This window comes from Anaerofustis stercorihominis DSM 17244, assembly GCF_000154825.1.
GTDB lineage: Bacteria > Bacillota > Clostridia > Eubacteriales > Anaerofustaceae > Anaerofustis > Anaerofustis stercorihominis.
The window spans coordinates 154,921-176,479 of the sequence record NZ_DS560018.1 but is presented as its reverse complement, the minus strand read 5'-3'; the positions used below and the strand labels follow the sequence as shown (position 1 = coordinate 176,479).

Here is a 21,559-nt window from a genome sequence, read left to right as displayed (position 1 = left end):
GAAGTATATTCTATTATACTTCTTTTTTTTGTTTAACCTTTCAATCCTTTTGATTGTCTTTCCATATTCTCTACCACCACGTCGTGAATATCACCTATAGAGTCACAGTACTGAAGTACTTCCCAAGGTTCGTTTGTATGAAAATGTATTTTTATCAGATTTTCATCCCCAACAGCAAGTAAACAATCCCCTTTAAAGTGTTTTACAAAATATTCATAAATTTCATCTTCCGATAGATTTTCTCCCGCAATAAGTAATTGTGTATCAAATTTATATTCTATCATTTTATTTCTCCTTAATTATAATATTTTCAAATAAACGATGTTAGATTTTGCTAACTCTTGATTAAAGTATATATCTTAATATTTATTGTGTCAAATCAATTGTAATAATATAAATATTATTCTTTATTATTGGATAAAATCTTTACATTATTTTCTTATTTTAGTAAATCCTAAGTGTAGATTATGTTAAATTATTTTATAAATTTTGCAAATGTTTGCATGAAAGGATAAAATATGATAAAATTTTCTTATGTTTAGGAGGGAAATTATGAAAAAAAGAATTATAGCAATTTTAATGTGTACGTTTTTATGCTGTTCATTCCTATATGGATGCGGTAAAGAAGAGACAGTGGAAAAGAAAGCAGATGTGAATTTACTTACCGGTATGGAAGGTATTTCCAAAGAAGCCGTAGGGAAGAGACCTATTGCGGTTATGGTAAATAATCATAAAGAAGCTATGCCTCAGTATGGTATTAGTGATGCGGACATTATATTTGAAATCCCCGTAGAAGGTGCGATAACCAGACTTATGGCTGTTTACGGAGACTATACGAAGGTTCCTAATGTTTGCCCTATAAGAAGCTGCAGATATTATTTCCCGATTTTTGCGGATAGTTTTGATTCTATTTATGTTCACTGGGGAGGCAATCAATATGCCACAGATACTCTAAATAGACTTAAAATAGACAGATTTAACGGTATGTCTTACGGTTCTAAATTATTTGCCAGAGACGATGAAAGACTCGGTAAATATGCTTTGGAACATACCGCTTATTTAAAAGGTAAGAATTTGCCTGACGCAATAAAAAGCGATAAAATGAGGATCGATTTAAAAGAAGATAAGAAGAAACCTATTTTTAATTTTGAGCCTTTGGTATTGGAAGAAGATAAAAAAGAGGAAGAAGAACCCGGATTTTTCGATAAGTTGTTTGGAAAGAAAGAAGAAGAAAAGCAAGTTATTGAGACTACAAAGTTAACAGCCTGTCCAAAAGCAACGCTTAATTTTTCAAACGAATATTATTCTACATTTACGTTTGATGAATCCACTCATACTTATAAGAAAGAACACTGTGGGAATAAACAAATGGACGGTAAGACCAATAAACAATTAGAATTCACCAACGTATTTGTTTTGGAAACTGATATCGGTATGCTTGGAATAAAAGAACTTAAAAAAGTCGATTGGACCGGTGGGAACGGATATTATTTATCAAACGGAAGAGTTCAGAAAATCAAATGGTCAAAAGACTCCGAAGCAAGTGATTTGAAAGTGACTACTCCTGAAGGAAATGAACTAAGCGTATATGAAGGTAAAAGTTATATAGGTGTTATAAATAAAAAACAAACAAAGCTTAATACGAATAAAGAAGATGTTCAAACAAAAGAAATATATGCTCCTGTAGCTGATGACAGCAGTACTGAAAAATAGGATTATTTGAATATTAAACAAAATATATAAATTTATTTTGTTGCTAACCTAAAGCTCACATTTTTTTAATAATTTAAAATCCTTTTATATAGCGGGTTTATAATTTAGTTTTAAAATATTATTGTTTTTAATATTACTGTAATAAGCTATTTGAAAGGATTTTAAATTTAAGTTTATCATTAAATATATGTATTATTTATTGTGCTTTTTGTAAATTTGAATTTTCGTATAAAATATAAAAAAAGTTCTTGACATTTTTTTATCTATTTAGTATATTATATAGGCAGGTGCTGATGTGGCTCAATCGGTAGAGCAGCTGATTTGTAATCAGCAGGTTGTAGGTTCAAGTCCTATCATCAGCTCCATTTTTTATGAATTTTAAGCTTTGAGAAATCAAAGTTTTTTTATTTTATTATTAATATATACTCATATAAGTAAAACAAAAAAAAGACTGTTGTCTCTTTTTTGTTTTTATTCGCTTAATTCCGATGTACAATGTGCACATTTTGTTGCATTTATAGGAATTTCACTTAGACAGTAAGGACATATCTTCGTGGTAGGTTCTTCAGGTAAATCATTTTTCTTCTTGCCGATTTCAGCAAGTTTATTAAGTCCTTTTATTAGCATAAATATAATAAATGCCATTATAATGAAGTTAATTACATTCGTTATAAAAGAACCATATTTTATGTTGACTCCAAGTACATTTATGACTAAATCATTAAAGTCTGTTTTTGCAAAAAGACCTATTAATGGAGAAATTATATCTTTAACCAATGAGTTAACTATAGCTTGGAATGCTCCCCCGATAATAACCCCAACGGCTAAATCCATTACATTTCCTCTTAGTGCAAATTCCTTGAATTCCTGAAAGAATTTCTTCATATTTTTACCTCCGATAATTAATTCGACAACATTATACATTATTTTGAGTATATCTTCAATACTTGTAAAAAAATGTTAAAATAAATAAAAAAATGAAGTTAAAATATAATTATGATATAAAATATCTCTGTTTTAAACATAATTATTAAAAAGGTCTTAAAATTTATTAAAACCTTTTTTAATTTTTTATTGACTTAATAATGAAAAAACATTAAAATTAATAAGTAGTATGTATTAATGAGATAATTAACTAAACCTGTTTAGTTTTTATATATAAATAATAATGTTTTAAATTTTTGATATTATTTTTATTTTTTCAAATTCTAATATTTTAAACGTAGTATTGTTTTGTTTAGTTTATTTTATTTCCTCTACATACTAAATTATTAATTTAATAAAATGTTAAATCAAAATACAAGGAGGAGAAAATGGAATTATCACTTCCAGTAGTGCTAATTATAGCAGCTGTAATTGGGGTAATTTGCTTTTTCGTTGGTGGATATTATAAACAGTCATCAGGTGAAGGTAAGCTTAGAAATGCTGAGCAGACTGCCAATAAAATGGTAGAAGACGCATTAAAAGAAGGCGAAAGAATAAAAAAAGAAAAGCTTATTGAAGCTAAAGATGAAGTATTCAACTTAAAAAGTGATTTTGACAAAGAAGCCAGAGCCAGAAGGGAAGAACTTCAATTAGTTGAAAAAAGAGTTCTTCAAAGGGAGGAAATGGCAGATAAGAGAAGCGAAGCTCTTGACCATAAAGAAGAAAAACTTATTAAGAAAAGCGATGAATTAGTAAAGAAAGAAGAAAAATTAGAAAAAACACATCAGGAACAAATCAAGGAACTTGAAAAGATTTCAAAACTGACTTTTGAAGAAGCCAGACAACTATTGTTAGCTGATGTAGAAAAACAAATTTCAAGGGAAACCGCATTACTTATTAAAAATAAGGAGTTGGAAGCAAAAGAAGAAGCTGATAAAAAGGCTATGGAAATCGTATCTTATGCTATACAAAGATGTGCGGCTGACCACGTTGCTGAAACTACGGTTTCTGTGGTAAACCTTCCTAATGATGAAATGAAGGGAAGGATTATCGGTAGGGAAGGCAGAAATATCAGGACTATTGAAACACTAACAGGTATTGATCTGATAATCGATGATACTCCGGAAGCTGTTATACTTTCCGGTTTTGACCCTGTTAGAAGAGAAATTGCAAGGATATCTCTTGAAAGACTTATTGTGGATGGAAGAATTCATCCTGCAAGAATTGAAGAAACGATCAAAAAAGCAGAAAAAGAAATTGACACTAAAATTAGAGAGATGGGTGAACAAGCATTATTCGATACGAATGTAATCAAGCTTCATCCTGATTTAACTAAGCTTATAGGTAGACTTCATTATCGTACAAGTTACGGACAGAATGTATTGAAACATTCAATAGAAGTTGCTAATTTAGCAGGTATTATGGCTGATGAGCTCGGTGCAAATGCAAAACTTGCCAGAAGAGCGGGAATGCTTCATGATATAGGAAAGGCTATCGACCACGAAGTGGAAGGAAGCCATGTAAGTATCGGTGTTGACATGCTTAAGAAGTATAAAGAAAATAAAGAAGTCATTCATGCGGTTGAAGCACACCACGGTGATGTTGAACCTCAAACCGTAGAAGCTGTTCTTGTTCAGGCAGCTGATGCAATTTCAGCAGCGAGACCGGGAGCAAGAAGAGAAACTTTACAAAGTTATACAAAACGTCTTGAAAAACTTGAACAAATTGCCAACTCATTTGAAGGAGTAGATAAGTCATTTGCTATTCAAGCGGGCAGAGAAATCAGAGTTATGGTTAAGCCTGAGCAAGTAGACGATTTACAAATGGTTCACGTAGCTAAAGAAATTGCTAATATGGTAGAAAATGACCTTGAATATCCTGGTCATATCAAAGTAAGCATGATCAGAGAAACAAGAGCTACGGAATATGCAAAATAGTTAAGAGGTATAAAATTGAAGATTTTAGTATTTGGTGATATTTTTGCCAAGTATGGAAGAAAGCTCATCGTTGATGAGCTTTCAAACATTAAGGCAGAATATAAAGCTGATTTTGTTATTGCAAACGGGGAAAACTCGGCAAACGGAAAAGGCATCACAAGAAAAGTTTACAATGAGCTTATAGGCTGTGGAATAGATGTGATAACCTCGGGAAATCATATTTGGGATAATAAGGATATATATAATTTTATTCAAGAAGAAGATAGGATCTTAAGACCTTCAAATTATCCTGCCCCTTGTCCCGGAAGAGGATATGAAATATATCGTGTGGGGAAAGTAAGGGTAGGGGTCGTCAATTTATCAGGTACGACATATCTAAATCCATTAGATAATCCTTTTGAAGAAGCCGAGAGGATTTATGAGGAAATAAAGAATATTACCGATATAATCATGCTCGATTTTCATGCGGAAGCTACAAGTGAGAAGATTGCAATGGGATATTTTGTTGATGGAAAGTTCTCAGGTGTTTACGGAACACATACACATGTTCAAACAGCCGATAATATGGTCCTTAGCGGAGGAACCGGATATCTTACCGATGTCGGTATGTGCGGCAGTGTAGACGGCGTTATAGGCGTTGACAGGGATTTTATAGTAAAGAAGTTTAAAGTACAGCGTCCTGCGGGTAAATATGCTTTAGCCGAAGGCAGAAGACAGATAAACGGTGCGGTGTTTACATTTGATGATAGTACTTTTAAATGTGTTGATGTAGAGAGAATTTATAAAATATATGATTAAGACAGTGAATAGCTGTATTTTTTTATTGAATATGTAAGAGGGCGCGGAATCTGACGAAGTCAGGCGTAGTACCCTCCTTATTAATATAAATTAATTTTGTAAGACATTTCCATTTTAATTTTAATTAAATTTCGTAATTTCTTTATAACCAATGAAATTTTTTAATACCATTAAATTATATTATAAAGATTATTTTATTTAAAATAAAAAACAGCCGAGAATTACCTTCGGCTGTTTTTTTATATTATGGCTAAATAATATTTATTTACATTTTTTTAAAAGATTTTCCCATCTTTTATCTACTTCTTTTTGGAACTGAACAATTAAATCTTCATTTCCTTTTTTAAACAGATGTTTAAATCTTCCCTGTGGTCTTAAGAAATCTTCGATAGGAAGTTTTCTTTTAGGTTCGTAGTTTAATATCCATTCTCCGTTGATTACTTCGAATAAAGGCCAGTAGCATGTTTCAACCGCAAGGTTGCATATTTCGATGATGTCAGGAGTATCATATCTCCAGCCTCTCGGACAAGGCGACATAACATTTAAAAACGAAGCTCCTTTAGTGTAAATTGCTTTTTCGGCTTTTATATGTAAATCTTTAAAGTTTTGTACAAACGTAGTCTGTGCAACATAAGGTGCATTGTGTGCTACCATTATTTCTGTAAGATCTTTTCTGTTTTGAAGCTTCCCATTGCTTTTCTTGCCTACGGGAGTAGTTGTAGTATCCGCATACATAGGAGTCGCAGACGAACGCTGAATTCCTGTATTCATATATGCTCCGTTATCGTAACATACATATGTAAAATCGTGATTACGTTCCATGGCTCCGGATAATGACTGAAATCCTATATCGTATGTACCGCCGTCACCTCCGAATGCAATAAATTTAAAGTCGGTATCATCTTTTAGTTTACCTTTTCTTTTAAGAGCATTGTATGCTCCTTCAACACCGCTTATTGTTGAGCCTGCATTTTCAAATGCATTATGTATATAACTGTCTTCCCATGAAGTATAAGGATACATATATGTTGAAACTTCCATACAGCTGGTGGCATTTACGATAACTGCTTTATCTTCCGCTTTAAGTCCTCTTAAAACGTTTCTTGCAGCTATTGTTCCTCCGCATCCCGCACACATTCTGTGTCCCGGTGCCAAACGTTCGGGTCTACTCATTATTTCTTTAAAATTATAACTCATATCGCACCTCTACTCTCTTACACCCATGAATCTATAAGTTTCGAAGTCTTCATCGGATTTATCTATTTCTTCAAGTGTTTCGAATACTTTTCTCATATCATCTACCGTTACATCTCTTCCGCCAAGACCATATACATAATTTATCGCTTTTGAAGTGCTTTTAGCTTTATATAAACTTGACATTACTTCTGCACCTAAAGGTCCGCCTTGAGAATTAAAACTTTCTGCTCTGTCCATAATAGCTACGGCTTTTACGTTTTTAAGTGCTTTTGCGATTTCTTCTCCGGGGAAAGGTCTGAAGACTCTTATTTTTAACAGCCCTGCTTTTTTCCCTTCTTTTCTCATTTCATCGATTGTATCTTTCGTAGTTCCTGCTGCAGAACCTATTATAACTACCGCGTAATCCGCATCTTCAAGTTTATATTCTTCAAATAAGCCATATTTTCTGCCTGATAATTTTTCAAATTTCTTAGCAACATCTAAAATTGCTTGTTTTGCACTCTTCATGGCATGAGCCTGAGCTACTTTTGCTTCCATATAATAGTCTGTAACCGAATAAGGACCTACCGCCAAAGGTTTTTTAGCATTAAGAAGATAATTTTCAGGTTCATATTCGCCCACAAATTTTTTAACTTTTTCATCTTCGAGCAACTCTATATTTTCAACTGCATGAGATGTGATAAATCCGTCCTGACATACCATTATAGGCAGTAATACATTTTTATTTTCGGCAATAGGATAAGCTTGTATCATATTATCGTATGCTTCTTGATTATTTTCAGAATATATCTGGATCCATCCGGAGTCTCTTGCACCCATACTGTCTGAATGGTCGCAGTTGATATTGATAGGACCGGATAAGGCTCTGTTTACAAGGGCAAGTAAAATGGGAAGCCTGTCAGACGCCGCAACGTATAACTCTTCCCACATGAAGGCAAGCCCGCATGAAGATGTTGCTGTAACACTTCTTGCTCCTGCTGCTTCTGCACCTATTGCCGCGCTCATGGAAGAGTGTTCGCTTTCTACAGGGATAAACTCACTGTTTACTTTACCGTCGGCTACAAAAGAAGCAAAATACTGCGGTATTTCTGTTGATGGTGTAATAGGAAAAGCGGGAAAAACATCGGGATCGATTTGTCTGAGTGCATATGCCGCCGCTTCATTTCCTGATAATCTATCTTTTTTTGCCATTATTTTACTCCTTTCATTTTTATTGCGCCGAAGGGGCAAATTTTTACACAGATACCGCACCCTTTACAATGGTTGGTATCTACTTTTACTCTTTCATTTTTTGTTACCGGAATTGCACTGTCGGGACAAGCCTGTGAACAGAGAAGACACTGTCTGCACTCCTCTTCTATTACTGTAGGTTTTTCACTTGACCATTCGCCGGTGTTAAAAAGCTTTGAAGTTCCGCCTTTATTGATTGTCATACCGGTAGTAAGTTCATGCCAGGCCGGCTTTCCGCTGAGTTTCTTTATATCTGACATATTACCTTACCTCCTTCAAAGCCATTTTTAATGCTTTCATATTTCCGTTGACCACTTCAGGTTTATTGGAAAATTTGTGTTCAAATGATGATTTCATTTCACTTAAGAATAATTTTTCGTCCATAATATTAGATACTTTTACGATAGCAGCTAACATAGGTGAGTTGGGAAAGTATTTTCCAAGGCACGCTATTGAAACTTTTTTAGCATCTATCGTGTAAATATCTCCTTTATATTCATTTAAAAGATGTTTTATATCTTCTTTTTCTTTTGTAGTATTTATAACAATCGCACCGTCTTCTCTAAGTCCTTTTGTTACATCAACGCTGGATAGCAAGCTTTCGTCTACCACTACCACGAACTGCGGTGTATAGATATTCGAATGTACTCTTACCGGTTTGTCACTGATACGATTATAAGCAGTTATAGGTGCACCCATACGTTCCGGTCCGTATTCAGGAAAACCCTGCACATATTTCCCTGTTTGAAAAGCAACATCAGCAAGTAACAACGCTGCTGTTTTGGCACCCTGACCGCCTCTTCCGTGCCATCTGATTTCTACACAGTCGTTCATTAATTTATCTCCTTTTTATATATCCAATTTTAAGTATACCAAAGCATTATATCAGAATTTTCTGAATATTGCAAACTATTATGTCAGAAATAGATAAATAATTTAGAAAATTGTTGAAATTTTATATTTTATTATATATTTTAATATTATTTATTCGACAAATTATACGAAAATTCTAAATTTCATTATGCTATCATATTTTTAGATTTTCAAAGTAAACTAAATAATAGAAAGTCATTTATGGATAAAATTAAATTAATTAAGTACATATTTATTGAATTAATACATATTAATTAATGACAGACTTATAAAAGGTCGCCCAGTTATCCATAACATACAAACCAGGAGGAAAACATTATGGAAGTATTAAAAGTATCATCAGGTTCAAACCCCAATTCAGTTGCTGGGGCATTAGCAGGTGTGATTAGAGAAAGTGATCAGGCAGAAGTTCAGGCAATAGGTGCTGGAGCATTAAATCAGGCTATAAAAGCTATAGCTATCGCTAGAGGATATGTTGCACCGGGAGGTCATGACCTTGTTTGTATTCCGGCTTTTACGGAAGTTGAAATAAACGGAAGTGACAGGACAGGAATTAAATTAATAGTTAAAAGCAGATAATTGCACCGCTTATGCGGTGCTTTTTTATTACTTACTATTCGTCAGAATAGATAAGTTTTGCTTTATTAAAGCTTATATAATCGTCAGATTGCTGAGTAATATGAGTGAATTTTAAAGGAAAGTTATTAATAGATTTAATTATTTATGATTCTAATTAATATTTAAATTATCAATTATGGTTTCAATAAACTAAAAATTTTCTTACATCATTTTTTCTATTTATAATAAGCTATTGTCTTGTTATAGTTATGAAGATAATTCTTTTTTTCGTTTAGCTTATTTGGGGCAACATTCCTTTCTTTACAATATTCCGCGACCTTTTACCTTTTGTTCATAATGCATAATATAATTCTTTCTTTTTGTTATTTCTATAAATTCTTTCTTTTGCTAATAATATATAATACCTTGATATAGTTATTAATGATTGGAGGATAGGATAATGAAAATAAAAAATTTAAAATATACTGGTAGTGAATATAACAATAATAGATTGCGTTTATTAGAAAATTTATTAGTATTCTAAGCCTTTAAAGATGAAAAAACGAATTGAATTTTGGAACTCTGAACTTATGTTGACATTACCTAAGCAAGTTACAGCGGCTACAGGATTGGATAAGAGGACATATGTAATAGAAAGCTATACATGTATTAGAAAAAATAAATTTAGCGGTATGTATTTAATCAAAGTAATTAAACTCATATCAAAGCTTTTGATTAAATATATAAAAAATTAAAAAAATATTGCTTTAAAAAAGTTCTCTCATCATACTTTTTAGAACGAAGTTTTAAGAACGTAAGGCTTGGGATAGTGTATTTATTGGTAGCGCATAAGTGCATTATCTCACACAAAGGTAAATGCACTTATGCTTATGTATAAAATTAAATATAACTTGAAGAATAATTCAGAAAAATTGAAGAATGCTATTGATCTTAACATTAACTTTAGAGAGCTTGACGTAATTAAATAAAATCTTAATGTATTTGCCAAATCAGCTTATAATGATGGAGGTATTTTGGATAATTCTATAAAAGCAAGTACAGATGACTTATATGTTTATATAATATAAAAAAGAAAAAAAGATAATGAAAATATCAAATGGAGTTGACGTGTAACTTGTGGAATCTACCGAAGTATGTGTATATCAAATGTTCACAAGGGATGTAGGATGCTGTGCGAAAGAAGGAATAGTACTTGTCAGGTTTAAGGAGAAAGCAAGAAGACTTGAAGTGAAATTATATGAAAATAAAATTAAATAGCTTTTTATGTCTATGGTTACAAGATACACAGCGGGAGTATTAGAATGTGAAGATTTCTTTATGGTAGATTATAATACTTTATTTAAGATTTTATAAAAGAACAGATAAATGAGGTTTGAGTGGATCTAGTATTATATAGAAGATTTGGTATATGATAAGAAACCGGTAAAAGTGTTAAAAGGAAAATATCTTCATTTGTATGTAGGTTTAAATATTATTGCTCCAAAAGTAGTAATGATGTGCAGCTAAATTACGATCAGAGGCATAGTGGGAAAATTCACCAAAATGGGATGGCATCATTAGAATTTCTCCTTAGGAAGCTTTCGAATATATCGCTTTATTATTTTCCCCATATTAAAAAGAAAGTTTTTTTAAGAAGTATATTTATTTTTACTTTAGGATGAAAAGCTGGAAAAACAATAAACCAATTTATAGCTGATACGATAAAGAATATTTCTTTTGAGTTTATCTAGTATAGTATTTAGCGATTCAGATTTTAAATTGGCTTTGTATTACGTCTTATATGTAATATTCTTTAATGCAGAACAGTTATATGCAACAGGTGCGAAGCTACTACTCTTTGAAGAAGATATTTACGATGAATTTATAAAAGAACTAAAGAAAAGAGAAGAAAATATAAAAGTCGAAAACGGAATCGAATGAGATACCGACATGGGATTTTTAGTCATTAAACAGCGTATGAATTAGGTATTGGGTTATATGAATATAGGTAAGGAAGATGGAACTTTGATATATATATTTGAAAACAGCGAACATAAAGTCTGATATTATATGGCTACTATAATATTTACAGATACAACATAAAATATGTGTTTAGTGTAAGAAGAATTAGTATTAATCGTTTAGAAGAAAAAAATGAAATAATAAAGATTGTAAATAACAGTGCCACGGGCTTGCCTTAGGAATATTTAAAATGATGGTTCAAAGGATATTAGGGTAAAAATAAGAGTATGTATAACATGAATAAATACCCATCATTCAGTTTATCTAAAGATTCTTGGGAAGCTTATAAAATTAGAGAGATAAAAAGAGATCTCGGTGAATTTAGTTGAAGGATACACCAAAGTAAAACAAATAAATATAAATCTTGTTTCCTCATGGAGTTTATTAAGTTTATTCAAATAATATAATAAAAAAAGAACATTGTTAAAATTTAAATGCTCTTTTTTATTATATTTAAAAATACAATGTATGTTTAGCCTCTAAGATCATCAAGAAGTTCAGTCTTTTCTTCTGTCTTATCGTCTTTGTTTTTTACGATTTTTGCTGGAGCTCCTGCAACTACAACACCTTCCGGTACGTTTTCGGTTACAACGCTTCCCGCGGCAACAACGCTGCCGTTACCTATCTCTACACCTTCAAGAACTACTACGTTTCCGCCTATCATACAGTCATCCCCTACGATAACTGGAGTCGCTGAAGGAGGTTCAAGAACACCTGCCAAAACAGAACCGGCACCGATATGACTTCTCTTACCTACGGTAGCTCTGGCACCTAAAACAGCGTTCATATCTATCATAGACTCTTCGCCTATGACCGCACCGATATTGATCGTTGCACCCATCATAATTACAGCATTCTTACCGATTTGAACTCCTTCTCTGATGTTTGCACCCGGTTCTATCCTTGCGTCAACATCATTCGTATCCATCATAGGTATTGCGGAATTCCTTCTGTCGTATTCCATTCTGTAGCTTTCGATCCTGTCTTTGTTGCATTCAACAAAATCAAATACTTCTTCTTTTTCTCCGAATACTATATATGAACCGTTGTTCCCGTAGTATTCAAGCCCCAGAAGTAAATTTTCTACCAAATCACCTTTAACATATAATTTTATAGGTGTGCTTTTTTCCGCCGCTTTGATATATTTTGCGATTTCATATGGGTTTGTTAAATCGAATTGTTCTTTTAGTTTACTGTTATCCATTCTTTTCTCCTTATACTATATCATTCATTTCAAAGTATCCATAGCCTTTATCGTAAATGTATCTGCCTGCCTTTACGGCACCCACAGCAAAGACCTTTCTCGATAAAGCAGTATGTTTTACTTCTATTATTTCATCTTCCCCGGCAAAAATAACTTCGTGTTCCCCTACTATAGTACCGCCTCTTACAGCATGAATGGTAAGGTCTTTCTTTTCTCTTTTCACATCTTTGCCGTATCTTGAAAATTTATATTCAAGTTCTTTATCAGCATTTTCTTTAATCACGTCAGCGAGCATATATGCTGTCCCGCTTGGGGCGTCAACTTTTCTGTTATGATGTTTTTCAATTATTTCCGTATCAAAATCTTCGCATAACATCTTCGCACCAAGTTCAAGCATTTTGCTAACTACGCTTATGCCGTAAGAAAAATTCCCTGTTTTGAATATAGGGATAGTCTTGCTGGCTTCTTCAAGATGTGCATTTGTACTGTCTTCAAGCCCTGTAGTAGCACATACAAGTGCGGTATTTGTTTTTACACAAAAATCTATCAAATCATCGACAAGGCTAAAATGTGAAAAATCTATCACCACATCTATCTCTTCTTTTATATCATCAAATGAAGAATAAATAGGATATCCTTCGTTTTCCTTTGATTGCTTATCAAATCCGCAGACTATCTTCATATCCTCATAGCCTTCGACGATATTCTTAACGTTTTGTCCCATGGCTCCGTTAAAGCCGCTAATCATTACTTTTATCATTTAATTTATCCTCTTTAAATCAAAGAATATTCTTTTAAAGTCTTTTCCAATAATTCCCTCTTTGCACCTGTCAGCTCAACCAAAGGAAGTCTCATATCTCCTGTTTTAAGCCCCATTATTTTCATAGCTGTTTTAACGGGGATAGGATTACATTCACAGAACAGTGCATCGCACATAGGTAAAATATCAAGCTGTTTTTGAATTGCAGTCTTGATGTCTCCGCTGAAAAATGCGTCTGTAAGCTCAACACAAGTTTTAGGTATTATATTTGAACAAGTTGAAATAACTCCGTCTCCGCCTAAAGAAAGTACAGGCATGATTTGGTCATCATTCCCTGAGTAAAGTTCAACATCTTCTGGAAGGTCTTTCATGATCCTTGCCACCTGAGATAAATCTCCGCTTGCTTCTTTGAAAGCTTTTACATTTTTTATCTTAGTAAGTTCTATTGCAAGAGAAGCGGAAATATTTTTCCCTGTCCTTGAAGGTACATTATATACAATGATAGGTACATCTACTCTGTCGCTTATATATTCATAGCTATTATAAATACCTTCGTCGCTGGATTTATTGTAGTACGGATTATTTATCAAAACAGAGTCCGCACCTCTTTTTGCGGCGATTTCCGTAAGTTCCAACACATGCTGAGTATTGTTTGTTCCCGTACCTGCAATGAAAGGAACTCTTCCCGCTATGACTTCGTTACTGACTCTGAATATTTCATCTTTTTCTTTATCCGTAACCGTTGGAGATTCTCCCGTGGTACCGCATATAACGAGACCGTTAATACCGCTTTCTATCTGGTCGTTTATAAGTGTTTCGAGAACATTTAAATCGACTCTATTATTTTCATCAAACGGCGTAACTAACGCCGTAGCAACACCTTTAAAAATTGACATATTAATTTTCCTTTCCGAAGAAGTTTTCTTTTATCAAGTACTCGGCAATCTGTACTGTGTTTGAAGCCGCACCTTTTCTGATATTATCTCCAACGCACCATAGGTTCATTCCGCTTTTAACAGAGAAATCTCTTCTTATCCTGCCTACATATACTTCGTCATTTCCCGCAGCATCCAAAACAGTAGGATATTCCGGAACGGATATATCATCTTTCACGATAACTCCCGGTGCATTTTTAAGAAGTTCTCTCGCTTCATCTACGTCAAACGGTTTTTCAAATTCAAGATTTATACTTTCGCTGTGACCTACGAATACAGGGACTCTTACTGTGGTAGCGGTAACTTTGATATCATAATCTCCGAGTATCTTATGAGTTTCATTTACCATTTTCAGTTCTTCTTTCGTATATCCGTTTTCGGTAAAATCATCAATATGAGGAAGACAGTTGTAGGCTATCTGCACAGGATAAAATTCATTTTTACCGCCTTTTACGCCTTCTTCCAAATCTTTTATACCTTTTATACCTGAACCGGCAACAGCCTGATATGTAGAATATATTACTCTTTTAATTTTATATGCATCATGAAGGGGTTTTAAAACAACCATCGCCTGAATAGTAGAACAATTAGGATTTGCTATGATACCTTTAGTTTTAAGCGCATCTTTCGGATTAACTTCGGGAACCACCAAAGGCACTTCATCATCCATTCTCCACTGAGATGAGTTATCGATAACGACAACATTGTTTTTTGCGGCTATAGGAGCAAACTTTTTACTTGTTCCTCCTCCCGCAGAAAATAATGCAAAATCTATATCTTTATCAAAAGAATGTTCATTCAATTCTTCAACGGTATATTCCTTACCTCTGAATGTGACTTTTTTACCTGCCGAACGGCTTGACGCCATAGGATAGAAATTATCTACGGCTATATTGCTCTCCTCTAAAACTTCAATCATTTTTTGTCCTACAACACCGGTTGCACCCGCAATCGCTACATTGTATTTTCCCATATTATTCCTCCTAAGTGTATTTTTTATAGTGTTATAAAAAATAAAAGCCGACAAAGCGACTCATAATACACAAAAAAATTAGTATTTGTGAATAGCACTCCATCTAAGCGATGACAGTCTCAATGCTCTTAACATTAAGCCCGGAAATCTAAACGGTAAAATATAAACTTCCTCGGCAGATTTTCCTTTCGACCATTCTTACCTGCATTTACCTGCATCAAATAATTTACTGATAAAATCCGCGCCTCTATCTTAACACTACTTATTAATTTTTAATCTTTCTTTATTATAGAGGGAAAAGGCTATTTATGCAAGTACTTTATAATACTTTTAATAACTTGATTAAAGCTAGGGGGATCAAAAGCAAAGAGCATGCTTTCCTTAATAAATCAAAAATTCCTTATGAATAAAGACTTTTTAGGTTAAAAGTTTTAAGAAATTGTCAAAAAAGGTATACATTGAGTAACAATAAAAAAGATTTAATTATTAGATAAATTAATACATATTATTATTTTTTTTGATATATTTCTAGTTTTTTTCATGAATATATCGCATTAATTTTAATATACCACATTTGTTACAAAAATTATACTTTGAGTAACTTGATTAAAGCTAGGGGAATCAAAAGCAATGAAAGAAAAATTATTAAGAAGAAAAGGTGTTATTTTCGTACTGATAGCATTTATTTTTATGGTTCCGAGTATCATAAACGCGGCAACTTTAAAAAACGAACCTTATGTTCAGTACAACTTCAATAACAATGTGACAGACCGAAAAGGGCACAGCGAACTTACTGTATTGAGTGCTGAAGGGGATGATAAGAACAGGAATAATTCTTCCACATCATACGGCTCCGACAGTTACGGCCCTTATTTTCAGTGGGAATCTTCAATGATCAATGGCGGCGGATTTTATATCGATATAGATAAAAATATCGGAGAAGAGTATACTATAGGTCTAAAATTTTCATTTAAAGAAACGGGACCCAGTTGGAGAAAAATCATAGATTATGGAGATGGGCTTTCAGATGTAGGGTTTTATTTTTACAGTAACGGTCATTTGAATTTTTTTAATTACGGAACTAACGGGAAAAGCATAACTCAAGCAAATGAAGTTATAGATATGATAGTCAGAAGAAATAAATCCGGGTCTTTTGAAGCTTATATCGTAAACGGCGGAACCAAAACATTAGATTTACAGATAACCGACAAAAATAAATGGGGTGTTCCGATCATAATCGACGGAAAAACTAGAATTGGATTCTTCTTTGATGATACAGATACACTTGATAGTAGTGATGCATACGACAAACCGGAAGCTGCAACCGGAGGAAAAGTATACGATATAAAAATATGGGATAAATATGTAGATCCTGACGAAGTAATCGAAGAACTGAAGCCTAAAGGATTTGTAAACGTACATTATGTAAATGAGGATGGAAATAAGATAAAAGACGATAAACAGATCGAAGGGGAAAAGGGAGAAAATTACAGCGTATCACCGGATGCTATAGAAGGATACAGATATGTAAAGACCGAAGGTAACGCTTCGGGTACATTCCCCGAGGGAAATACAAATGTTACTTTTGTGTATAAAAAGATAATAAAAGGTACCGTTACAGCCAAATTTGTGGATATTAACGGGAATAAAATAAAAGATGATAAAATATATGAGGGTGAAAAAGACGAGCCTTATAATATAAGTAAAGAAAATATATACGGATACGAATATGTAAGGACAGAGGGGAATTCTTCGGGAGTATTTCCTGAAGGGAATACAGATGTTACATTCGTATATAAAGTATCCATGCCTTGTACGGTGACTGCAATATATGTAGACGAAGACGGGAATAAGTTATGCGATAATATAGTATATAAGGGGTTTGAAAATAATGCTTATAAAACCAGCAAGCTTGAGATAAAGGGATATGAGTTTTTAAGAGTTGAAGGCAATGAGACGGGTAAATTCATGTATACTCCGCAAATAGTTACTTATGTCTATAAAAAGGAATCTCCTCCGCAACCTGTTAAAAAAGGCAGTGTGACCGCAAAATATGTAGACGAAGCGGGCAATGAGATACATATGGATTTGATATATAAAGGAAAAGTCGGGGATGACTACAAGACCTCACAGCTTGTTATCCCCGGATATGAATTCAAAGAAGTCATCGGAGATAGAAACGGTAAATTTACAGAGGGCAGTAAGGAAGTAAGATATATCTATACCAAAAAGAGTCCCGATAGTGTCACAGACGACAATAAGGGAGGAAGCGTCGTAATAAGGTATGAAGATAAAGATGGGAATGTCATAAAAGAAGATGTCGTTCATAACGGAAGCGTTGGCGACAATTATGAAGTCCCTAAGCCTAATATACCCGGATATGAAGTAGATAAAGTAGTAGGCGAAGAAAAGGGTAAGATCGAAGAAGATGTGAAAGTCGTAACGGTAGTTTACAGTCCTTTAAGCGTCGGCGATACCGCAAGCAGTGTCGTTGCCAGGTATGTTGATATAAACGGGAACACCATTCATCCGGATAATGTTTATGACGGTCAGATAGGTGATGATTATAAGACGAAAAAAGAGAATATCAAAGGCTTTGAGCTTGTAAAAGTGGAAGGCAGTGAAAGCGGGAAATTTGCCGAAGATGTAAAAGTCGTTACATATGTTTATAAAGAAGTCGGTAAGGTAACGGTAAAATTCGTTGATGAAAAGGGAAATATCATAAAGAAAGATATCGTATATACCGGAGGGTTGGAAGAAAGATATGATATAAAATATCCGAACATAAAAGGTTATGAATACGTAAAGACAGTTGGAGGTCAAAGCGGAGTATATTCGAGAGACGATCAGGAAATCATTTTTGTTTATAAAAAAGCGAAAAACGTAGATAGTATAAATAAGAACAATAATAATACAAATTCTTCGGGAACCGGCAGCGGAAGAGATGTATCAAATAGAAATACTCCTCCTTCAGGCTCGGTAAAAACATCCGATGAAAACAACCTTTATCTATACTTGTTCTTTGCGGTCATTTCCGCAGGCGGAGTTATGTATACGATAAAAAAATCAAAAGAAGCATAAAAAAGAAGGCAGGTAAAACCTGTCTTTTTTTATGGATTTATATAAATCTTTGATATAGGGGATATTGAATTTGTTATTCTTTTTTTATATTTTTGATTACCAGCTTCAAAGGATAAAAATTTGATTTATAAAATAAGTATTTGTATCTTATAAAAACAAATATTTTTTTATGGAATGTTTTGATTGTATTTGGTAAGTTGGTGATTTTGTATCATATATGTAAGGATAATACATAATACTCTCTTTTTATGTGTTATAACATAATAATAAAGGTAATGTATTCATATTAAATATTGAAAAACCAGCTTTTTTGGTATATAATTTTACTATCAATAGGGTATAACGATTTACTCACTGCGAAAGGGGAAAATAAAAATGAAATGTCCACACTGCGGTTATATAGAAAGTAAAGTAATAGATTCCAGACCTACCGATGATAATACTGCCATAAGAAGGAGAAGAGAGTGCTTATCCTGTGCACAGAGGTTCACCACATATGAAAAAGTGGAGACTATCCCGTTGATAGTGGTAAAGAAGAACGGTACAAGAGAGTCCTTCGACAGAAACAAACTGATGAACGGTATAATAAAATCATGTGAAAAGAGACCGGTCTCCATTGAGCAGATAGAGCATATGGTAAATGATATAGAAAGCGAGATACAAAAAATCGCTAAGAAGGAAGTTTCTTCGACTGTTATAGGGGAAGAGATAATGAAGAGACTGAAAGACGTCGATGAAGTTGCTTACGTAAGATTTGCTTCGGTTTACAGACAGTTCAAAGATGTGAACAGTTTTATGGATGAACTCAAGACTATGTTAAGTGACAGAGGAAATAAATAATGGAGATAGAAGAGAAGATAGTAAAAAAGGAAACTTTGTTCAAAGGAAATATATTTGATGTAAGGTGTGATACTGTCATACTTCCAAACGGCAGGAAAGCAACGAGAGATAATCTTGAACACTGTGGTTCATGTGCTGTTTTTGCAGTAACGAATGATAATAAGCTTGTACTCGTAAAGCAGTACAGAAGTGCGATATTTGATGTTACGACTGAACTTCCAGCCGGTAAGCTGGACAAAGGAAATGAAGGCAGGATGGAAGCCGCAGTGAGAGAGCTTGAGGAAGAGACGGGATATAAAGCGGGGAAAATGGTACATTATTTCGATATGCTCTCAGCCGTAGGGTACTGTGATGAAGTGATCTCGGTTTATCTTGCCACTAACTTAAAAAGGACAAAGCAGAATTTGGATGATGATGAGTTTTTGAATGTAGTGGAAATAGACATCAAAGAATTTAAAGAAAGTGTATTAAAAGGCGAGATACGCGATGCAAAGACGGTTGCGGGTGTAATGAGATACTGTTTGGAAAATAATATATAAAATTAATCATAAATCAGAGAATGGGACATACCCTTTAGTATCAGGGCATGTCTTTTTTATTGTTCTTATTAAATCAAAAGGTTGAATTTATGATTAGAGAATTTATTAATTATCATTTTAAAGAAAACAAAAATAAATATTTATTTTTCCTGTTCGTATTCATACTAGGTATTGCGATAGGGGGAGTTACGATATATTTTCTAAGCAGCGAACAGATAGAAGAACTGGTAAACTATATCAATTCTTTCTTTTCTCTTCTTACCAAAGATACTTCCACCATAAACAGCAAGGAAATATTCACATCGACGCTATTAAGAGATGCGAAGATATATGTGTTTCTATGGATACTGGGGCTTAGTGTTTTAAGTCTTATCTATTCAATAAGCATAGTGTTTTACAACGGATTTTTGCTGGGGTTTACGAATACGTTTTTCATATATAAATTCGGTCTTAAGGGGATACTTTTTGCACTGGCTGTTCTTATAGTTCAAAACCTTATAAAGACCGCCGCCCTATTATTTGCTTCCGTCACGGCTTCTTCCTTTAAATACATAATCCAGAAGAACAATAAGAGCCGTTACAAGCAGGTGAACAATTCCGCTTTTTATATAAGGTATACGATTTATATAGTTATGGCATTTTTGCTTAATGTCCTCGGTATATATATAGAAAGCTATGTCGTGCCGATGTTTATTGTAATATTTTCGTCTGCATTTTTATAAAAGAAATAATATTTTTTGATTTACATAATAATTATTTATTAGGAGGATAGATATGTTGAAAAAAATAGTTAGTTTAATTCTTTCATTTTCACTCATTTTCACATCTTCGTCTTTTGTATTCGCAAAGGAAGAGAGTAAGAATGAAGTTGATATGGATATTCAGAGTAAATCGGTCGTACTAATGGATGTGGGAACGGGGAAAGTTTTATATGAGAAGAACAAAGACGAAAAACTTCCTCTTGCCAGTGTCACCAAGGTAATGACGATACTTCTCATTTTGGAAGCGGTAAATAACAAGACCATAAATATGAGCGATATGGTGACGATTTCCGATTATGCGAGTAAAATGGGGGGAAGTCAGTTATTTATGGAAGAGGGGGAGATGAGAAGTGTGGATGAGCTTTTGAATGCCATAATCATCGAGAGCGCAAACGACGCATGTGCGGCTATGGGTGAATTCGTGGGAGGAAGCATAGAAAAATTCGTACTTATGATGAACGACAGAGCAAAGGAACTGGGGATGAAGAATTCTCACTTCGTAAATTCCAACGGACTGCCGGCAGATGACCATTACTCATCCGCTTATGACATTGCTCTTATGACCAAGGAAGTATGCAAGTATCCCGATATATTCAAGATAAGCTCCACTTGGCAGAAGACCATAAAAATAGGCAAGAAGAACGACAAGGAAAGGACCTTGAGTAATACAAATAAGCTCCTTAGGATGAACGACAAGGTAGACGGACTTAAAACAGGGTATACCGCAGATGCGGGGCACTGCATATCCGCAACGGGAAAAGAAGGGGACTTGAGGCTTATTGCCGTGATACTTCACGCTCCCGATTCAAAGACCAGATTTGCCGAAGCAAATAAGCTTTTAAATTACGGTTTCAGCACATATAAGGCGGAGAACGTAGTCGAAAAGGATAAGGCGGTGGCAGATGTAGAGGTCAACAAGGGAAATAAAGATAAAGTAAGTGCTGTAGCAAAAGATAACATATCTACCCTGATGAATAAGAACGAAAACAAAGAGTATAAATCCGATGTAAAGCTTGATAACAAGAAGATAAACGCTCCCGTCAAAAAAGGGGATAAGCTCGGGAGTGTTATCGTAAGCGACGGAGATAAGGTCATAGGCACTTCGGATTTGATAGCCAACGAAGATGTTGAAAGGGTAGGGGCGTTTGACTTTATCAGGAATACTTTCAGGCAGTTTGTTATGATGAAATAGGATACCAATAGGTATCCTTTTT

22 protein-coding genes, 1 tRNA gene and 1 riboswitch are annotated in these 21,559 nt (G+C 33.9%); of the genes, 13 read left to right on the top strand and 10 right to left on the bottom strand.

The window, feature by feature from the left end; genetic code table 11:
- Window positions 1-32 precede the first annotated feature (32 nt).
- A complete protein-coding gene (locus ANASTE_RS04640; protein WP_007049808.1) occupies window positions 33-284 on the bottom strand; it encodes a hypothetical protein in 252 nt (83 codons plus the stop codon).
- Window positions 285-552: 268 nt separating this feature from the next.
- On the opposite strand from ANASTE_RS04640, the gene ANASTE_RS04635 reads away from it, so the two are divergent.
- Together ANASTE_RS04635 and ANASTE_RS04630 are read left to right on the top strand one after the other, a co-directional pair.
- Window positions 553-1,713, top strand: a complete 1,161-nt coding sequence (locus ANASTE_RS04635) for a DUF3048 domain-containing protein (RefSeq protein WP_052294593.1) — start codon at window positions 553-555, stop codon at window positions 1,711-1,713.
- A 289-nt stretch (window positions 1,714-2,002) separates the two neighbouring features.
- Window positions 2,003-2,078, top strand: a tRNA-Thr gene (locus ANASTE_RS04630).
- A gap of 106 nt (window positions 2,079-2,184) precedes the next feature.
- On the opposite strand, the gene mscL is transcribed toward ANASTE_RS04630, so the two are convergent.
- Entirely contained in the window at window positions 2,185-2,598 is a 414-nt protein-coding gene (gene mscL / locus ANASTE_RS04625) for a large conductance mechanosensitive channel protein MscL (RefSeq protein ID WP_039945055.1), read from the bottom strand.
- A 428-nt stretch (window positions 2,599-3,026) separates the two neighbouring features.
- Here mscL and rny point away from each other — a divergent pair, with 428 nt between their 5' ends.
- Both rny and ANASTE_RS04615 read left to right on the top strand, forming a co-directional pair.
- Complete coding sequence (gene rny / locus ANASTE_RS04620) at window positions 3,027-4,574, top strand: ribonuclease Y (protein WP_007049805.1); 1,548 nt, start codon at window positions 3,027-3,029, stop codon at window positions 4,572-4,574.
- 15 nt (window positions 4,575-4,589) lie between these two features.
- Window positions 4,590-5,372 carry a TIGR00282 family metallophosphoesterase gene (locus ANASTE_RS04615; RefSeq protein WP_007049804.1) on the top strand — a complete coding sequence of 261 codons (783 nt, stop codon included), beginning with the start codon at window positions 4,590-4,592 and terminating at the stop codon, window positions 5,370-5,372.
- A 261-nt stretch (window positions 5,373-5,633) separates the two neighbouring features.
- Here ANASTE_RS04615 and ANASTE_RS04610 read toward each other — a convergent pair whose 3' ends face one another.
- The 4 genes from ANASTE_RS04610 to ANASTE_RS04595 are packed head-to-tail and all read right to left on the bottom strand — an operon-like array spanning window position 5,634 to window position 8,633.
- The gene (locus tag ANASTE_RS04610) at window positions 5,634-6,569 is read right to left on the bottom strand and encodes a thiamine pyrophosphate-dependent enzyme (protein WP_007049803.1); all 936 of its coding nucleotides are present in this window, start codon (window positions 6,567-6,569) and stop codon (window positions 5,634-5,636) included.
- A gap of 9 nt (window positions 6,570-6,578) precedes the next feature.
- Window positions 6,579-7,760: a 2-ketoisovalerate ferredoxin oxidoreductase subunit alpha gene (gene porA / locus ANASTE_RS04605; protein ID WP_007049802.1), complete on the bottom strand. Its 1,182-nt coding sequence runs from the start codon at window positions 7,758-7,760 to the stop codon at window positions 6,579-6,581.
- Window positions 7,760-8,059 (bottom strand): 4Fe-4S binding protein, encoded by a 300-nt coding sequence (locus tag ANASTE_RS04600; RefSeq protein ID WP_007049801.1) that lies wholly within the window; start codon window positions 8,057-8,059, stop codon window positions 7,760-7,762. Before ANASTE_RS04600 ends, porA begins: the two co-directional genes overlap by 1 nt.
- A gap of 1 nt (window position 8,060) precedes the next feature.
- Window positions 8,061-8,633 (bottom strand): 2-oxoacid:acceptor oxidoreductase family protein, encoded by a 573-nt coding sequence (locus ANASTE_RS04595; RefSeq protein WP_007049800.1) that lies wholly within the window; start codon window positions 8,631-8,633, stop codon window positions 8,061-8,063.
- A 357-nt stretch (window positions 8,634-8,990) separates the two neighbouring features.
- Here ANASTE_RS04595 and ANASTE_RS04590 point away from each other — a divergent pair, with 357 nt between their 5' ends.
- From ANASTE_RS04590 to ANASTE_RS04585, 4 genes are all read left to right on the top strand, one after another.
- The gene (locus ANASTE_RS04590; protein ID WP_007049799.1) at window positions 8,991-9,251 is read left to right on the top strand and encodes a stage V sporulation protein S; all 261 of its coding nucleotides are present in this window, start codon (window positions 8,991-8,993) and stop codon (window positions 9,249-9,251) included.
- Window positions 9,252-9,784: 533 nt separating this feature from the next.
- Complete coding sequence (locus ANASTE_RS11700; RefSeq protein WP_007049798.1) at window positions 9,785-9,985, top strand: iron-containing alcohol dehydrogenase; 201 nt, start codon at window positions 9,785-9,787, stop codon at window positions 9,983-9,985.
- Window positions 9,986-10,367: 382 nt separating this feature from the next.
- The gene (locus ANASTE_RS11930; protein ID WP_007049797.1) at window positions 10,368-10,508 is read left to right on the top strand and encodes a hypothetical protein; all 141 of its coding nucleotides are present in this window, start codon (window positions 10,368-10,370) and stop codon (window positions 10,506-10,508) included.
- A 459-nt stretch (window positions 10,509-10,967) separates the two neighbouring features.
- Entirely contained in the window at window positions 10,968-11,171 is a 204-nt protein-coding gene (locus ANASTE_RS04585) for an aldehyde dehydrogenase family protein (protein ID WP_007049796.1), read from the top strand.
- A gap of 553 nt (window positions 11,172-11,724) precedes the next feature.
- Here the strand turns inward: ANASTE_RS04585 and dapD are convergent.
- Genes dapD through ANASTE_RS04565 form a run of 4 tightly spaced genes read right to left on the bottom strand, consistent with a single transcriptional unit; the run spans window position 11,725 to window position 15,124 of the window.
- Window positions 11,725-12,456 (bottom strand): 2,3,4,5-tetrahydropyridine-2,6-dicarboxylate N-acetyltransferase, encoded by a 732-nt coding sequence (gene dapD / locus ANASTE_RS04580; RefSeq protein WP_007049795.1) that lies wholly within the window; start codon window positions 12,454-12,456, stop codon window positions 11,725-11,727.
- A 10-nt stretch (window positions 12,457-12,466) separates the two neighbouring features.
- Window positions 12,467-13,216 carry a 4-hydroxy-tetrahydrodipicolinate reductase gene (gene dapB / locus ANASTE_RS04575; protein ID WP_007049794.1) on the bottom strand — a complete coding sequence of 250 codons (750 nt, stop codon included), beginning with the start codon at window positions 13,214-13,216 and terminating at the stop codon, window positions 12,467-12,469.
- A gap of 14 nt (window positions 13,217-13,230) precedes the next feature.
- A complete protein-coding gene (dapA, locus tag ANASTE_RS04570) occupies window positions 13,231-14,112 on the bottom strand; it encodes a 4-hydroxy-tetrahydrodipicolinate synthase (RefSeq protein WP_007049793.1) in 882 nt (293 codons plus the stop codon).
- Between the two features lies 1 nt (window position 14,113).
- Window positions 14,114-15,124, bottom strand: a complete 1,011-nt coding sequence (locus tag ANASTE_RS04565) for an aspartate-semialdehyde dehydrogenase (RefSeq protein ID WP_007049792.1) — start codon at window positions 15,122-15,124, stop codon at window positions 14,114-14,116.
- An 84-nt stretch (window positions 15,125-15,208) separates the two neighbouring features.
- Window positions 15,209-15,382, bottom strand: a riboswitch (Lysine riboswitch).
- A gap of 372 nt (window positions 15,383-15,754) precedes the next feature.
- Between ANASTE_RS04565 and ANASTE_RS04560 the strand changes: the two genes are divergently transcribed.
- The 5 genes from ANASTE_RS04560 to ANASTE_RS04540 all read left to right on the top strand — a co-directional run bounded on the left by ANASTE_RS04560 (window position 15,755) and on the right by ANASTE_RS04540 (window position 21,537).
- On the top strand, window positions 15,755-18,205 hold the full coding sequence (locus ANASTE_RS04560) for a MucBP domain-containing protein (RefSeq protein ID WP_007049791.1): 2,451 nt from the start codon (window positions 15,755-15,757) through the stop codon (window positions 18,203-18,205).
- A gap of 375 nt (window positions 18,206-18,580) precedes the next feature.
- On the top strand, window positions 18,581-19,045 hold the full coding sequence (nrdR, locus tag ANASTE_RS04555) for a transcriptional regulator NrdR (protein WP_007049790.1): 465 nt from the start codon (window positions 18,581-18,583) through the stop codon (window positions 19,043-19,045).
- Entirely contained in the window at window positions 19,045-19,584 is a 540-nt protein-coding gene (locus tag ANASTE_RS04550; RefSeq protein WP_007049789.1) for an NUDIX hydrolase, read from the top strand. Before nrdR ends, ANASTE_RS04550 begins: the two co-directional genes overlap by 1 nt.
- An 89-nt stretch (window positions 19,585-19,673) precedes the next feature.
- Window positions 19,674-20,306 carry a stage II sporulation protein M gene (gene spoIIM / locus ANASTE_RS04545; RefSeq protein ID WP_039945052.1) on the top strand — a complete coding sequence of 211 codons (633 nt, stop codon included), beginning with the start codon at window positions 19,674-19,676 and terminating at the stop codon, window positions 20,304-20,306.
- A 52-nt stretch (window positions 20,307-20,358) separates the two neighbouring features.
- Window positions 20,359-21,537 (top strand): D-alanyl-D-alanine carboxypeptidase family protein, encoded by a 1,179-nt coding sequence (locus tag ANASTE_RS04540; RefSeq protein WP_007049787.1) that lies wholly within the window; start codon window positions 20,359-20,361, stop codon window positions 21,535-21,537.
- Window positions 21,538-21,559: the final 22 nt, after the last annotated feature.

Excerpts from the sequence above, each read along its gene's own strand:
- ANASTE_RS04640 (WP_007049808.1), bottom strand. The coding sequence starts at position 284 with ATGATAGAATATAAATTTGATACACAATTACTTATTGCGGGAGAAAAT.
- ANASTE_RS04635 (WP_052294593.1), top strand. The coding sequence starts at position 553 with ATGAAAAAAAGAATTATAGCAATTTTAATGTGTACGTTTTTATGCTGT.
- mscL (WP_039945055.1), bottom strand. The coding sequence starts at position 2,598 with ATGAAGAAATTCTTTCAGGAATTCAAGGAATTTGCACTAAGAGGAAAT.
- rny (WP_007049805.1), top strand. The coding sequence starts at position 3,027 with ATGGAATTATCACTTCCAGTAGTGCTAATTATAGCAGCTGTAATTGGG.
- ANASTE_RS04610 (WP_007049803.1), bottom strand. The coding sequence starts at position 6,569 with ATGAGTTATAATTTTAAAGAAATAATGAGTAGACCCGAACGTTTGGCA.
- porA (WP_007049802.1), bottom strand. The coding sequence starts at position 7,760 with ATGGCAAAAAAAGATAGATTATCAGGAAATGAAGCGGCGGCATATGCA.
- ANASTE_RS04600 (WP_007049801.1), bottom strand. The coding sequence starts at position 8,059 with ATGTCAGATATAAAGAAACTCAGCGGAAAGCCGGCCTGGCATGAACTT.
- ANASTE_RS04595 (WP_007049800.1), bottom strand. The coding sequence starts at position 8,633 with ATGAACGACTGTGTAGAAATCAGATGGCACGGAAGAGGCGGTCAGGGT.
- ANASTE_RS04590 (WP_007049799.1), top strand. The coding sequence starts at position 8,991 with ATGGAAGTATTAAAAGTATCATCAGGTTCAAACCCCAATTCAGTTGCT.
- ANASTE_RS11700 (WP_007049798.1), top strand. The coding sequence starts at position 9,785 with ATGAAAAAACGAATTGAATTTTGGAACTCTGAACTTATGTTGACATTA.
- dapD (WP_007049795.1), bottom strand. The coding sequence starts at position 12,456 with ATGGATAACAGTAAACTAAAAGAACAATTCGATTTAACAAACCCATAT.
- dapB (WP_007049794.1), bottom strand. The coding sequence starts at position 13,216 with ATGATAAAAGTAATGATTAGCGGCTTTAACGGAGCCATGGGACAAAAC.
- dapA (WP_007049793.1), bottom strand. The coding sequence starts at position 14,112 with ATGTCAATTTTTAAAGGTGTTGCTACGGCGTTAGTTACGCCGTTTGAT.
- ANASTE_RS04565 (WP_007049792.1), bottom strand. The coding sequence starts at position 15,124 with ATGGGAAAATACAATGTAGCGATTGCGGGTGCAACCGGTGTTGTAGGA.
- ANASTE_RS04560 (WP_007049791.1), top strand. The coding sequence starts at position 15,755 with ATGAAAGAAAAATTATTAAGAAGAAAAGGTGTTATTTTCGTACTGATA.
- nrdR (WP_007049790.1), top strand. The coding sequence starts at position 18,581 with ATGAAATGTCCACACTGCGGTTATATAGAAAGTAAAGTAATAGATTCC.
- ANASTE_RS04550 (WP_007049789.1), top strand. The coding sequence starts at position 19,045 with ATGGAGATAGAAGAGAAGATAGTAAAAAAGGAAACTTTGTTCAAAGGA.
- spoIIM (WP_039945052.1), top strand. The coding sequence starts at position 19,674 with ATGATTAGAGAATTTATTAATTATCATTTTAAAGAAAACAAAAATAAA.
- ANASTE_RS04540 (WP_007049787.1), top strand. The coding sequence starts at position 20,359 with ATGTTGAAAAAAATAGTTAGTTTAATTCTTTCATTTTCACTCATTTTC.